Raw genomic sequence first — 14,145 nt, forward strand, 5'->3', positions numbered from 1 at the left:
CGATGAGTAGGATTGTCATGCATTACACCATATTCTTGCCATAAAAAATTTCATCCATTTCCAGCTTAATTCTCTCGGTAATTTCAATTAACTCTTCTGAATGTAAGGTTTCTTTTTTATAGCCAAATAAATAGTTATTTAAATCAAATCCTCGGAGCTTACATTTAGTATGGAAGATATTTTCTTTATAGACATTGACATCAATCATATCGAAGAGTTCGCCGACATCCTCGGGGATATAATTTTGGATCGAGCTAATTTCATGATCAATAAACAATTTATAGCCATCCTTATCTCGTGTAAAGCCACGAACCCGATAATCAATCGTCATGACATCTGTTTCAAACGAACGAATAAGGTAATGCAAAGCTTTAAGTGGTGAAATTTCTCCACATGTAGATACATCAATATCTGCTCTGAATGTGCTAATCCCTTCATCTGGATGATATTCTGGGTATGTATGAACCGTGATATGACTCTTATCTAACTGGATAACGACAGATTCTGGCAGCGGCCCCGGTGACTCTTCAAAGTGCTCTGAAGGAGCGTCTTCGACTGGTCCCTCTGATACGAGAAGCGTTACACTTGCTCCAGCTGGCTCAAAGTCCTGACTGGCAACATTTAATACATGTGCACCAATAATGTCGGAAACATGGATTAAAATCGTCTGCAATCTCTCAGCACTATATTGTTCATCAATATACTTTACATAAGCTTCGCGCTCTTCCTTCGATCGTGTATAGCAAATATCATACATATTAAAACTAAGTGATTTCGTCAAGTTATTAAAGCCATGTAATTCTATGGTTTCTTTGGGTGTAAGTTTCATGCTGCTTCCCCCTTTTCGATTTTTCAAAATGCGGGACAGTGTCGTAAATATTTTTAGATTACCCATTTAATAAAATTGTTACTTACATTTATTGAACTATCCTTATTTATAATAATTATAATTTAATATTTACTTTTAAATAATATATGTTATAATAAGTTTAGTTAAGAAATTAGGAGGTATGGAAAATGACACAAACAGTAACACTTGAACAAGTAATGAACCAACAACTCGCAAACTGGAACGTATTATACACAAAACTACATCGTTTCCACTGGTATGTAACAGGACCACACTTTTTCACCTTACATGAAAAATTTGAACAACTATATGAAGAAGCAGCAGGAACCATGGATGAGTTGGCAGAACGATTATTAATTACAGGTGGAAAGCCAGTTTCCACATTAAAAGAATACCTTCAATTTTCAACAATCGAAGAAACTTCTGAAGTTTTAACAGCTAAAGAAATGGTACAAAACGTTGTAAATGATTTTTCCCAACTTATCTCAGAAATGAAAGAAGGAAAAAAAGCTGCTGAACAGGTGGATGATGAGGTAACGAGTGATATGTTTACTGGGCTAATTGAAAAATTAAGCAAGCATAATTGGATGTTAACATCCTTCCTACAAGGATAAAAAATAGGACAAGGCACACGGCCTTGTCCTTTACTTGTTTCTAACCTACTTGGTATTCCTTAAGCAGCTCTACTTCTTCATCCGTTAATTCCCGATATTCCCCGAGTTCAAGGGTTTCATCCAATGGCAGGGGACCCATGGAAATCCTCTTTAGGTAAACCACTCTTTTTCCAACGGCCTCGAACATTCTTTTAACCTGATGGAATTTCCCTTCGGTTATCGTTAGCTCAATGTCGGAACGAATGCCAGACTTTACTATGATCAACTCGCCTGGTTTTGTTTCGTAGCCATCGTCAAGCGTTACACCTTCCGCAAATGCACTGACATCTGCATCCGTAACTTCGCCATCAATCACGGCAAAATAAGTCTTAGGTACATGTTTTTTGGGTGATAATAGCTTGTGTGCTAATTGACCATCATTGGTAATCAGTAACAGGCCTTCCGTATCCTTGTCCAATCTTCCGACAGGGAAGGGCTCATATACTTGATCCTCAAGTTCCAAAAGGTCAATCACCGTTTCGCCAACACTATCCTCGGTTGCAGATAGTACTCCTTGAGGCTTGTTCATCATTAGATAGATAAATTCTCTGTATTCAATGATTTCCCCATTAAGAGTAACCACTTGCTTATTCGGATCTACATGCTGTTTTGCATCCTTCACAATAGCATCATCAATCTTAACAGCACCGCTTTTTAGCAGCTGTTTGACTTCTTTCCGGCTGCCATAACCTAGATTAGCCAACATTTTATCAATTCTCAAGGTCATCCTCCTTCCTATTTTAGGAGTTTAATTCATTCGTAATTTCCTTTTTATACGGTCTACCTTATCACCAAATAGTCTGTTAACAAGCCCGGATTTTAATCCAAGGTAAAAATAGATAACAGCACCTACGGCTGCACAAACTAGAATGATTAACAGTGATTGAAACTTAGATTCCGGAGTTAGGAATAACAACAGCAGCTTGTAAACCATTTCCGTCCCTGCCCACATGATTCCAGCAAAAATAACGATTAACAAACTCCTTCTCCAAACAAATAAGAATGGGTATTTTGCATAATTTTTTATAACCACTAATTGAATCAATATGGCTCCGATGTATCCAAGCGCCGTTGCGTACACCGCACCTTTTGTTTCAAACATAGTAATTAGGGAAATATTCAGCGATAATTTAATCAGTAATCCTATTAACAAACTTAATACTGTCCATCGTTGTTCATTAATTCCTTGCAGAATGGAACTCGTTACTAAAAATAATGAAAAAAGAATTCCAACTGGCGCATAGGCTTTTAGTACTTCATATCCAATCTCTTTGTGCTCATAAAAAACAGTGTAGATTGGCTCTGCTAATAGAGAAAGCCCGATTGCCGCAGGCAGTGTTAAGAACAATAACACTTGAAAAGTCTGATTTAATTGCTGTTTAAGCCCTTTCTGATCATTATCCACAAAAGCTTTGGTGATACTTGGAACCAGAGCCAGCGAGAACCCTGTCGCAAGGGAAACAGGGATGATCACAATTTTATGTGATTCAAAATTTAGAATGGAGAATGCTGCTTCGGCTGCTTTATAACTGTGACCTATATCCTGCATTGCCCGTGAAAAGGTAACTTGGTCGATCGCTTGAAATAATGGATTAGCAACCCCAACAAATACAAAGGGAGCTGCATAGACAAGGATTTCTTTATAAATTTCTCTTAACGAAACCTGTACTTCCCCTTTATCATGTTGGAGCAGCTGGTCTAAATGCGGTTTCCGTTTATACCAATACCAAAATAAAACCACCAGACTCCCAATTGCCCCAACAAACGCGGCAAAGGTTGCCACACTTACAGCTGTTACAATACTTCCATTTAAAAAATTTATGACGATATAGGCTCCTGCAAGTGTGAAGGCAATCCGGACAATCTGTTCGACTACTTGAGATACAGCGGACGGTCCCATCGATTGATGTCCTTGAAAGAATCCTCGAATTAAACTCATAAACGGGATAACAATCAGGGCGAAACTTACTGCACGGATAACCGTTATGATATCCTCTACCCTCGATCCGACGTCCTCTTTTTTGGATATAATCATATCAGCTATAAGTGGAGCTGAAAAATACAAAATAATAAACGAAGCAATACCGGTTAATAGCATCATAAGTAAGCCTGATTTAAACAATTTACGGCCTACCGCATATTCTTCGAGTGCATTATACTTTGAAATAAATTTTGAAACAGCCAGCGGCACTCCCGCCGTGGCAATACTAATAAAAATTGTGTAGGGGATGTATGAATATTGATACAAAGCTGTTCCTTCTGAACCTACAATTTGATAAAAAGGTATAACATAAAGTAAGCCTAGAACCTTGGATATAATCGTACCCAATGTTAAAATAAACGTTCCTCTTATAAGCTTAGACGACATAAGATTAGAATCCCTTCCTAGTGAAGAAAAGTTCGTGCGCAGGTGAGCAAAGTAAATTCGACCATTTTTGCACACTACTAGTAGTTTACAACTCTTTTTGCGCGGATGCTACTAACAACCTTATTAAAATTTCATGTCTTGGTGGACTTTTTCGTTTTCTTTTTAAAAAGAGTGATTATAATGGAATAATGCAGAGGATGAGTCAATAAACGAAATATACAAAAGTTGGTGGAAGTATGCAATACGATGTTGTTGTAATTGGCGGTGGCCCTTCTGGGTTAATGGCTGCAATTGCTGCGGGAGAGAAGGGCTTAAAGGTCCTGTTAATTGATAAAGGGGACAAGCTCGGCAGAAAGCTGGCCATTTCTGGCGGCGGGCGCTGTAATGTCACCAATCGACTGCCTGTTGAGGAAATCATTAAGCATTTACCCGGTAATGGCAAGTTTTTATATAGTGCCTTTTCCATTTTTAGTAATGAAGATATTATTACGTTTTTTCAAAAGTTAGGGATTGAATTAAAAGAAGAAGACCACGGGCGGATGTTTCCCGTATCGAATAAAGCACAATCTGTGGTGGACGCCCTATTGAATCAATTAGAGAAGCTTAAAGTGAAGGTATACACCAACAGCCCTGTTTCAGACATTGTATACCGGGAAGGTCATGTTTCTTCCGTTAAATTAAAAAATGGAACAGAATTCGAAACAAAATCCGTAGTCATCGCCGTCGGCGGTAAATCAGTTCCCCATACTGGCTCAACAGGTGACGGCTATGCCTGGGCACAGAAAGCTGGACATACGATTACGGAACTGTTCCCAACTGAGGTGCCTGTCACCTCGAATGAACCCTTCATTAAAAATAAATCCCTGCAAGGGTTGTCATTAAGGGAAATTGAGCTAAGTGTTTTGAATCCAAAAGGGAAAGCCATTATTACTCATCGAATGGATATGATTTTTACTCATTTTGGTCTTAGTGGACCAGCAGTTCTTCGCTGCAGTCAATTCGTTGTCAAGGCAATGAAAAAATGGAAATTACAAGAGGTTACGATGGGGTTAGATGCCTTGCCAGATAAAAAGGAAGAAGAAATTTTTCAAGAAATCGTGAAGTTAGTAAAAAGTGAGCCGAAGAAAGGCATAAAAAATACGTTAAAAGGGTTTTTACCTGAACGTTATTTGTTGTTTCTATTAGAAGATAGTGAGATTGACCCCTTAGAACAAGGTGCGATAATTTCCAATGAGAAGATCCGTGCTTTTGCAAAAAGCTGTAAACAATTTTTGATAAAAGTGAATGGTACCTTGCCGCTGGAAAAAGCATTCGTTACCGGGGGCGGTGTTTCCGTAAAGGAAATTGAACCGCAGACAATGGGTTCAAAATTAATGGAAGGTCTTTATTTTTGCGGGGAGATTCTTGATGTTCATGGTTATACTGGAGGATATAACATCACTTCTGCTTTGGTAACAGGAAGACTCGCCGGAACCAATGCTGCCCTTTCAGCAAAAAAACACTATCAGGCCTGATGCCTGTCTAGCTACAGCGCCTAGTGGCTCGGGGTCATAAGCCAATCCGTCAATAAGGTTAAAGAACAACCTTCTTGCCGGCTCGTCTTATGCCTGTCGCCCCTGGGCAAGGCGCTTCCGCTTTTCATACATCAGGCCCGATAAATAACCATCGCTGAAAAACAATAGATTTGTTCTTCCTCTTCTTCTTCAGGCATTGCTGCTACATTGTATTTAATATCTACTAATTTTTGTTCATCGATGCCTTTTAGAAATCGGTTCATTTCCTTTTCTAAATCCTTTTCATGCTCGCGATCAAACAACTTAACTTGGATCATATTTATTCTCCTTTCTGTTTTTCTTACAGTATTTCCACTTTTTCAGAAAATTAAAAATTAAATGCATAAAAAAAACGACTCCACTAGTGGAATCGTTTATTTTACTTCTCCTGGCCATGCAAGCATACCGCCAATCATATTGCGAACTTTGAAGCCCTGTTCTTGCAAGTAGTAGCATACATTCCCACTACGAGCGCTTGAACGGCATATAAAGATATATTCTTTATCTTTGTCAAAATAGTCAAGATTAGCAGGAATCTCGCCCATCCGGATATGTTTGGCACCCGGAATCATTCCTTGCTCAACCTCTTCGTATTCTCTGACATCAACAAGCTCGAGTTTCTCCCCTTCTTCGAGCTTTTTCTTTAATTCGTCTGGTGTAATAATCTGAATTTCTTCCATCTTTCCAACCCCTTAGAAAGGATTCCCCCCGGTAAAAAAGGGGGAACTCATTATTAGTTTGCAACAATATTCACTAGTTTACCAGGAACCGTAATGACTTTGCGAATCGTTTTTCCTTCGATTTGTTCCTTGACCCGATCATCATCCATCGCAATTCCTTCTAAAGCTTCTTTGCTGGCGCCTGTAGGAACAAGTAATTTAGTCTTTACCTTCCCATTCACTTGAATCACAATTTCAACTTCGTCATCCACTAATTTCGCTTCATCATAAGCTGGCCATGTTTCATAAGAAATGGTTGTACCTGCATGGCCGAGCTTCTCCCAAAGTTCCTCTGCAACATGTGGTGCAACAGGAGCAAGCATCTTCACAAATCCTTCCATAAAATGCTTTGGAAGAACAGTTGCTTTATAAGCTTCATTAATAAACACCATCATTTGTGAAATAGCGGTATTAAATCTCAAGCCCTCGTAATCCTCTGTTACCTTTTTCACTGTTTGGTGATAGACCTTTTCTAAATTTGACGCTTCTTCAGTTTCTTGAATTTTTGGATTTAATTCTCCATTATCTTCAACCAGTAAACGCCAGATACGATCTAAGAAACGACGAGATCCGTCTAGGCCATTAGTTGACCAAGCAATCGAAGCGTCTAGTGGACCCATAAACATTTCATATAAACGAAGTGTGTCGGCACCATGGCTGTCAACAATAACATCAGGATTGACAACATTTCCTTTTGATTTACTCATTTTTTCGTTGTTCTCACCTAAGATCATTCCCTGGTTGAAAAGCTTTTGGAAAGGCTCTTTCGTGTGAACAACCCCGATATCATATAAAACCTTATGCCAGAAACGAGCGTATAGTAAGTGAAGAACCGCATGCTCTGCACCACCAATGTAGACATCAACTGGAAGCCAGTGCTTTAATTTTTCCGGTGAAGCAAGCGCTTGGTCATTTTCTGGATCAATATAGCGTAAATAATACCAGCAGCTTCCGGCCCATTGAGGCATGGTATTGGTTTCACGTCGCCCCTTCTTGCCTGTTTCTGGATCAACTATATTTACCCAGTCATCGATCACCGCAAGGGGTGATTCTCCCGTTCCCGAAGGTTTGATGTTCTTTGTTTTCGGTAAAGTTAATGGCAGTTGGTCTTCAGGAACTGCTGTCATCGTGCCATCTTCCCAATGGATAATTGGAATTGGCTCACCCCAATAACGCTGACGGCTGAACAACCAATCGCGTAGACGGAATGTTACCTTTTTCGTCCCAATTTCCTTCTCTTCCAACCAAGCTATCATCTTTGTGATTGCTTCCTCTTTATTTAAGCCATTTAAGAATCCAGAATTGATGTGTTCACCATCACCTGTATAGGCTTCCGTTTCAACATCACCGCCTGCAACCACAGGAATAATTGGAAGGTCAAATTGTTTCGCAAACTCATAGTCACGCTCATCATGTGCAGGCACCGCCATGATCGCACCAGTACCGTAACTTACTAACACATAATCAGCAATCCAGATTGGCATTTTTTCACCGTTTACTGGATTAATTGCATAAGCACCAGTAAATACGCCCGTCTTTTCCTTCGCTAAGTCCGTACGCTCAAGATCACTCTTCGTTTTGACTTTGTCTAAATAAGTATCCACCGCTGCACGCTGCTCGGCTGTGGTAATTTTATTCACAAAAGAATGCTCTGGTGCCAGAACTGCATACGTTGCACCAAATAGGGTATCAGGACGAGTCGTAAATACGGTAAATGTTTCATCATGTCCATCAATAGCAAACGTAACTTCAGCTCCCTCTGAACGACCAATCCAGTTACGCTGCATTTCTTTAAGGCTCTCCGGCCAATCAAGCTCTTCTAGGTCCTCAAGTAAACGGTCACCATAAGCCGTAATTTTCAACATCCACTGCTTCATTGGTCTGCGTTCAACCGGATGTCCTCCACGTTCACTCTTCCCATCAATAACTTCTTCATTTGCCAATACGGTGCCAAGTGCCGGGCACCAGTTTACAGCAACTTCATCAATATAAGCTAGACCCTTCTCCCATAGCTTTAAGAAGATCCATTGTGTCCACTTATAGTATTCTGGGTCCGTTGTATTTACTTCGCGATCCCAGTCGTAAGAAAAACCTAATGCTTTAATTTGTCTCCGGAACGTGTTAATATTTTTCTCTGTGAATTCTGCAGGGTCGTTCCCAGTATCCAATGCATATTGTTCTGCCGGTAAACCGAAAGCATCCCAGCCCATCGGATGTAAGACATTGTATCCCTGCATTCTTTTTAAACGTGCAAGAATGTCCGTAGCTGTATATCCTTCAGGGTGCCCAACATGCAGACCAGCCCCAGATGGATAAGGAAACATATCTAATGCGTAGAATTTTGGTTTATCATATTCTTCACCCGTTTTAAATGTCTTTTCTTCTTCCCATTTCTTTTGCCACTTCTTCTCGATATGCTGATGATCGAAACTCATAAGTGCTGCCTCCTAAAAAAAATTAAAAAAACCCCTCATCCCAAAAGGGACGAGAGGATTGTCTATGTATCTTCCCGCGGTACCACCCACATTAGTGTTGTTAACACTCGCTTCATTCACCTTAACGCGGCAAACGGCAAACATTACTACTTCGTTCATGTCTGCAACTCATAGGCGAGTTCATGATGTACCTGGTTGACTTCCACCAGCCGTCAACTCTCTAAAACAGGTATAAATCACTACTATTCCTAATCAAGGTTATTAAATATAAAAGTATTACGGTTATTGTATTAAATTTCCCTGCAGGATGCAAGTAACAATCACATAAAACAGTTTGACCTTAAGGAATATTTTTTAAACATAAACATACCGGCTTCCAAGTAGGAAGCCGGTTGAATAAAAGCTAGGTTAGGTTTACATTAAATTGCTTTTCTTTTTTCAAGATACGGTCATAAACCAACGTGGTTAGGATTGCAATAACGAACAAGGCTATTAACACGAAGAATAGGATGGACATACTATAAAGATCAACAAGTATTCCTCCTAATAATGGACCAATCATTCTACCTCCGGTTGCGGTACTATTAACGATTCCTTGATAAAACCCTTCGCGCCCTTTTGGTGCTAATTCAAAGGCGATTGTTGGGACTGCCGGCCAAATAAACATTTCCCCAATGGTTAAAATAATCATCGCTACTAGAAATCCTGAAAATGCGGCTGCATTTCCTGCTATAAGGAAAGAAATAATAAAAATAGCAATCCCGATGAGAATTTGTATCTTAAGTGTGGTAGCAAGACGCTTAAGCACGACATTTAATAATGGCTGACCTAGAACGATTAATGCACCGTTCATCGTCCATAATAGGCTGTATTGCGATAATGATATACTAATTTCCTGTGTATAAGAAGCAATCGTTGTCATCCATTGAACATAACCAACCCAACATAGCAGGTAACCTGAACATAAAATCAATAATGCATAGAGATTTTTTCTATTCTTTACAAATGCTGCATCCTGAACGCTATTCGCTTGTTTAGCTGGATCAATTGAAATCCCTTTATAGCCAAAAACAGCAATTAGTAAAAAGATAATATACATAACGGTGTTAGCAAGAAAGATTAATTCAAATGAGTAATCGGCGAGAATACCGCCAAGTGCGGCTCCGACTGCTACTCCAAGGTTTTGCGCAATATAAACGGCGTTAAAGGCCTTACGTCCGCCTTCCTTCCAAACCATTCCTGCCATCGCATACATGGCTGGGAAAGTGACTCCACTTCCAAAACCAACGATGGTTAAGAAGACAATATATTCTGGCCAGCCATGCCAGAAAGTTAACCCGATAAGAGCTGCAAGCGATATACCAATTCCTAGAAGACTAGATTTGTAGCCGCCGATTTTATCAAAGAGGCTGCCTCCATAAAGATTTCCAATGACGCTCGCAGCGGAGTTTAGCATTAAAACAACCCCGGCCATCGATAATGACTTACCTAAATGATCGTGAATATAAATTGTATTTAATGGCCATAAAAAGGAATTGCCTGTTACATTCACTGCCATCCCAATAATTAACAGCCATAAGGCACGTGGCATGAAAAACGCTCCTTTATCTATTACTTAATTCAAGTTCCAAAGGATATTGTAGTCTCATTCCCGTATCCGTGCAATGCCTTTCTTAATTGTTGTAATAATAAAAAAAAGCCCTGTAATATGGGCTTTTTGAACATTTACTTACCGCTTTTTCTTTTTAGAATTATCTACTACAGTTTTGCCCTTATTAACAATGACCTTCTCAAAAAACAACTGCACTTGAATATGTTTTTCATCTACGTTTGTAACACTTGATACTTTCCCTTTGCGCCCTTTTATTACTACATCGTCACCAACTGAAGGTACATGCTTTAGAAGTTGAATTAAGAGTTGGTTTTTGTTTTCAAGAAAATGAACAACAAACATTTTGGTCTCTCCATTCATATGGATTGGAATCTCAATATAAAATATTGTAATATCCATGGTTTTAGACCAGGGGCGACGGTTAAATTCCGAAAAACTCCCTATTATTTTTTTCGTGCCATCTCACTTGACCGAAAATTTCCTTTTTTGTTTTTTGGGGTAAGTGGCGGCTCCCCACTTGACCGAAAACTCTCTTTTTTTTTTGGAGCACATGGCGGCTCCCCACTTGATCGAAAACTCTCTTTTTTTTTTTTTTGTGCACATGGCGGCTCCCCACTTGACCGAAAACTCTCCTTTTTATTTTTTTGTGCACATGGCGGCTCCCCACTTGACCGAAAACTCTCCTTTTTGTTTTTTGGAGCACATGGCGGCTCCCCACTTGACCGAAAACTTTCCTTTTTATTTTTTGGTGCACATGGCGGCTCCCCACTTGACCGAAAACTCTCCTTTTTTTTTGGAGCACATGGCGGCTCCCCACTTGACCGAAAACTCTCTTTTTTGTTTTTTGGTAAAATGGCGCCCGAAAGCTCCTCTTACACGCATACAAATTGACACACGGCTCTACATTTGCCAAAATATACAGAAGAAAACACCGCTCTCACAGTGAAAGCAGTGTTTTCCATGGCCTTTATAGACTCTTTCTCATTCTTTCTTAATCCTTCTTAGCGGGACGATTAAGTAAATTGATGAAAGGGTTTATTTTTTTGCTACTGGCTGCTGTGCAGGGAAGTAGCTGTTAATAGCATGATCCTTTTTCTTATCATTTACAGTTTCAGCTTGTACCGCTGTTTTCGCTTTTTCAATCTCGGAATTAAGCTCTTCAATGCTCACACCTATTTTCACTAACTCTTCTGTTGCAAGGCGAATGGCATTATTAGATTGTACAACTGACTCTCTTAATGAATCCATTGAACCTTGTGGGTTATGGAAGCCTGAAGAGTTTTCAGCTGCAACAATATCCCAGAACCATTGACCCTTACGGACAAATTCTTGAGCCTGCTTGATTTTGTCTGGGCTGACTCCAGATGTAATCATCTTATTAATATAATAGTGAGCAGATGTTGATATATCCTGCGCTTCATGTAATGCACTTACATTGGCATCTTGGATTTCGATGACCCGGTCTTTTAATTTGTCTAAATCACGGTCACCATGGCATTGCCCACATGATGTATCCATTGTTTTAAGTGGTGAAGTCCAATAGTGTGAAGTAATCTTTCTCTTACCATCGACACGCTCATATGGCATATGACAATCAGCACAAGACACATTTGCTTTACCATGTGTGCCGCTAGCATGTGTTTCAAATTCAGGGTGCTGTGCTTTTAACATTGGTGCACCAGAAATATTGTGAACCCAGTCCTTTTCAAAGCCATTTTCTTTGGCAATTGTATTATAATATTCATACATATCATCTGGTTTGAAGCCATTATCCCATGGGAAGGTTACTTCGCTGTTACTAGCTGCAAAGTGATACTCAACATGGCACTGTCCGCAAACATAACTGCGCATATCGTTTTTCGTTGGGTTTGAAGTATCAACACCTTTTGCTTCTAGAGCTTTGTAAAAGCTTGGGCGGGTAACGCGTAAATCCATTGTTTCAGGATCATGACAGTCAGAACAACCGATTGGCGAATGTCCCATTGCTTCCCCTTTTGGCCAAATTACAGAATTAAAATTGGCACCCCAGTACTCGTCACCCATTTCTTCAATCATTTGCGGAACGGCAGTTGACTTACACGTATAACAAGAACCCACTGACTTATCAGTAATACGTTTTACATTCTTGATATCTTCGAGTGCATAAACATGTCCACGTTCTTCATTATATTCTGTCGCAAACCCATAACCATTGAAAAGAACTGGAAGTAAAGGCTCTTTATCTGGATCATACTTACTACGTTTCACTGAACCTCCGTATTTTGTATCTTCCATCTTCTCATTCTTCATATAGCTATTATATTGAAGCGGAAATAATTCTTTAAATGCTTCATTGCTTATTTCATCCTTAGAAAGGCCTGTTGTCCCCTTCGCTTCCTTAGCACTTGCTGTTTTACCGCCTGCATCCTCACTGGAATTGCTGCAGCCAGTAATGACGAGTACAAATACTAATAGAAGGAGGTATGCCCCATAACGGAACCTATTCATTCTTAAAATCCTCCCTTATTTTTTAATAATTCGCCAGACTTTGGTGCCTGGTCAAAGGTATCATCCTTAAAATCTTTTCCATGTGGTACTGTCTGATGACATGACATACAGTTGTCTTTCGCATCATGTGAGACATTACTAATCGTACTCTTATGACAATCAGCACAGTTTTGATTAATGACCCTCATTGTGCGCGTCGTCGCATAAATTCGATCCGGAATGTCTTCAGTACCTAAGGTGTTATAATAGATATGTGTCATCCCAGCGCGGCCTTTAAAAAATAATTTTCCAGCCTCACTCTCATGAGGTAAATGGCAGTCGTTACACTGCAATTCTGCATGAGTAGAATCCACAAATGACGTATAAACCGACTTCATTGTATGGCAGTTTTGACAAAACCCTGGTGAATCTAAGTAAGCCATTGTTTTAACTGTGCCAAAGGAAAAGAGTACACCTGCTATCAGTGCCCCTAAAAGTAATACCCTTTTATCAATAGACCACAATTTTTTGAACCCTTTTTTTAACATCCTTTCACCTCCCATATTATTTAGATCAATCTCTCTCTAGTTATTTATTGAATAAAGTACAAGTTGCACTCTATTGCCACAAGGAATGGTCTTACATTGTTAGTTCTTTTTTCGGTTTCTTTTTAGGAACAAAGTAAAGGCACCTGCAAAAAGTAATCCTGCTCCACTGACTGCTGCGATAGAAAGAATACTAGAGCCTTTTTTACTATCTACTTTTTCAACTGGCTGTTGTTCTTGCTTCTCCATCAGCTCAATCGTAGTTTTTGTTTCAGCTCGTTCATAAGAAAGTTCGAAACTTTTCTCTTCTCCAGCTTTCAATCCTTGGAAGTTATAGGAATATACGCCTTCTTCATCCGCATGTGTTTTTTTCTTTTCAGGTACAGGATTAAGTTCTATGTTTTTTGCTTGGAGGGGCTGAATGAATGAAACATTGAATAAGCCAACATCCGTGAAGCTCTTATATTGAAATTCAACTGACTTCTTTTCATTTTCAACTTTGATCGTATCTGTATAAAATTCGACAACGAATTTATAAACATCATTTGGCTGAATTTCTTCACTTGTTATCCAGGAAATGGTTCCTTTTTCTTGATCGATTGTATATTCAATTTCATACACATTCGATAAGTCACTGGAATAATCCGCAACATAGCCAATTCGAAAGTTTTTATCCCCCATAGGCAGCGGTAATTCTATTTGCCCTCTTTGCGGCTGTTCTGATTGATTAAGCATGGAACCTTGGTAACCAATTAATAATGGCGGATGTTCTTTGTTCACATCATTTGGATGGTAAGTAAATTCTGGCATGACTTTTATGGAAAGTTCCTGCATTTTCAGGATGTTTTCATTTTCTTCTGCTGTCGTTATTGCAGGGTTTAATAGGAGCAGTAAACAAAAGATAAAACTTAATCTCTCCATCGTCTTACTTCCTTTCAAATTTT

Annotated in this window: 14 protein-coding genes and 1 other annotated feature; of the genes, 3 read left to right on the plus strand and 11 right to left on the minus strand. The window is 39.4% G+C overall.

Translation table 11 applies throughout. The features are described 5' to 3' along the window. Positions 1-22: 22 nt before the first annotated feature. Positions 23-829 (minus strand): adenosylmethionine decarboxylase, encoded by an 807-nt coding sequence (gene speD / locus BLR86_RS06130; protein ID WP_090759331.1) that lies wholly within the window; start codon positions 827-829, stop codon positions 23-25. A 188-nt stretch (positions 830-1,017) separates the two neighbouring features. Here speD and BLR86_RS06135 point away from each other — a divergent pair, with 188 nt between their 5' ends. Next, positions 1,018-1,464 (plus strand): Dps family protein, encoded by a 447-nt coding sequence (locus tag BLR86_RS06135; RefSeq protein WP_090759333.1) that lies wholly within the window; start codon positions 1,018-1,020, stop codon positions 1,462-1,464. Between the two features lie 40 nt (positions 1,465-1,504). On the opposite strand, the gene BLR86_RS06140 is transcribed toward BLR86_RS06135, so the two are convergent. Beyond that, positions 1,505-2,230 (minus strand): pseudouridine synthase, encoded by a 726-nt coding sequence (locus BLR86_RS06140; RefSeq protein WP_090759335.1) that lies wholly within the window; start codon positions 2,228-2,230, stop codon positions 1,505-1,507. A 21-nt stretch (positions 2,231-2,251) separates the two neighbouring features. Beyond that, positions 2,252-3,871, minus strand: coding sequence for a putative polysaccharide biosynthesis protein (locus tag BLR86_RS06145; protein WP_090759337.1), 1,620 nt, complete (start codon positions 3,869-3,871; stop codon positions 2,252-2,254). Between the two features lie 236 nt (positions 3,872-4,107). Between BLR86_RS06145 and BLR86_RS06150 the strand changes: the two genes are divergently transcribed. Next, complete coding sequence (locus tag BLR86_RS06150) at positions 4,108-5,385, plus strand: BaiN/RdsA family NAD(P)/FAD-dependent oxidoreductase (RefSeq protein ID WP_090759339.1); 1,278 nt, start codon at positions 4,108-4,110, stop codon at positions 5,383-5,385. Between the two features lie 131 nt (positions 5,386-5,516). On the opposite strand, the gene BLR86_RS06155 is transcribed toward BLR86_RS06150, so the two are convergent. The 5 genes from BLR86_RS06155 to BLR86_RS06175 form a co-directional block, all read right to left on the minus strand. Continuing rightward, the gene (locus BLR86_RS06155; protein ID WP_090759341.1) at positions 5,517-5,702 is read right to left on the minus strand and encodes a sporulation protein Cse60; all 186 of its coding nucleotides are present in this window, start codon (positions 5,700-5,702) and stop codon (positions 5,517-5,519) included. Between the two features lie 96 nt (positions 5,703-5,798). After that, on the minus strand, positions 5,799-6,104 hold the full coding sequence (locus BLR86_RS06160) for a rhodanese-like domain-containing protein (protein ID WP_090759343.1): 306 nt from the start codon (positions 6,102-6,104) through the stop codon (positions 5,799-5,801). A 53-nt stretch (positions 6,105-6,157) separates the two neighbouring features. After that, positions 6,158-8,578, minus strand: a complete 2,421-nt coding sequence (gene leuS / locus BLR86_RS06165) for a leucine--tRNA ligase (protein WP_090759346.1) — start codon at positions 8,576-8,578, stop codon at positions 6,158-6,160. A gap of 42 nt (positions 8,579-8,620) precedes the next feature. Continuing rightward, positions 8,621-8,843 (minus strand) — a binding site (T-box leader). 138 nt (positions 8,844-8,981) lie between these two features. Beyond that, complete coding sequence (locus BLR86_RS06170; protein ID WP_090759349.1) at positions 8,982-10,169, minus strand: MDR family MFS transporter; 1,188 nt, start codon at positions 10,167-10,169, stop codon at positions 8,982-8,984. A gap of 138 nt (positions 10,170-10,307) precedes the next feature. Beyond that, entirely contained in the window at positions 10,308-10,532 is a 225-nt protein-coding gene (locus BLR86_RS06175) for a hypothetical protein (protein ID WP_090759351.1), read from the minus strand. Here BLR86_RS06175 and BLR86_RS06180 point away from each other — a divergent pair. Further along, positions 10,518-11,081 (plus strand): hypothetical protein, encoded by a 564-nt coding sequence (locus tag BLR86_RS06180; protein WP_139185574.1) that lies wholly within the window; start codon positions 10,518-10,520, stop codon positions 11,079-11,081. The genes BLR86_RS06175 and BLR86_RS06180 overlap by 15 nt on opposite strands. 144 nt (positions 11,082-11,225) lie before the next feature. Here the strand turns inward: BLR86_RS06180 and BLR86_RS06185 are convergent, their stop codons facing one another. The 3 genes from BLR86_RS06185 to BLR86_RS06195 form a co-directional block, all read right to left on the minus strand. Further along, entirely contained in the window at positions 11,226-12,677 is a 1,452-nt protein-coding gene (locus BLR86_RS06185; RefSeq protein ID WP_090759355.1) for an ammonia-forming cytochrome c nitrite reductase subunit c552, read from the minus strand. Positions 12,678-12,679: 2 nt separating this feature from the next. Further along, positions 12,680-13,204, minus strand: coding sequence for a cytochrome c3 family protein (locus BLR86_RS06190; protein WP_090759358.1), 525 nt, complete (start codon positions 13,202-13,204; stop codon positions 12,680-12,682). Positions 13,205-13,303: 99 nt separating this feature from the next. Further along, complete coding sequence (locus tag BLR86_RS06195) at positions 13,304-14,122, minus strand: hypothetical protein (RefSeq protein WP_090759360.1); 819 nt, start codon at positions 14,120-14,122, stop codon at positions 13,304-13,306. Positions 14,123-14,145 lie beyond the last annotated feature (23 nt).

The organism is Bacillus sp. OK048 (assembly GCF_900103525.1).
GTDB lineage: Bacteria > Bacillota > Bacilli > Bacillales > Cytobacillaceae > Neobacillus.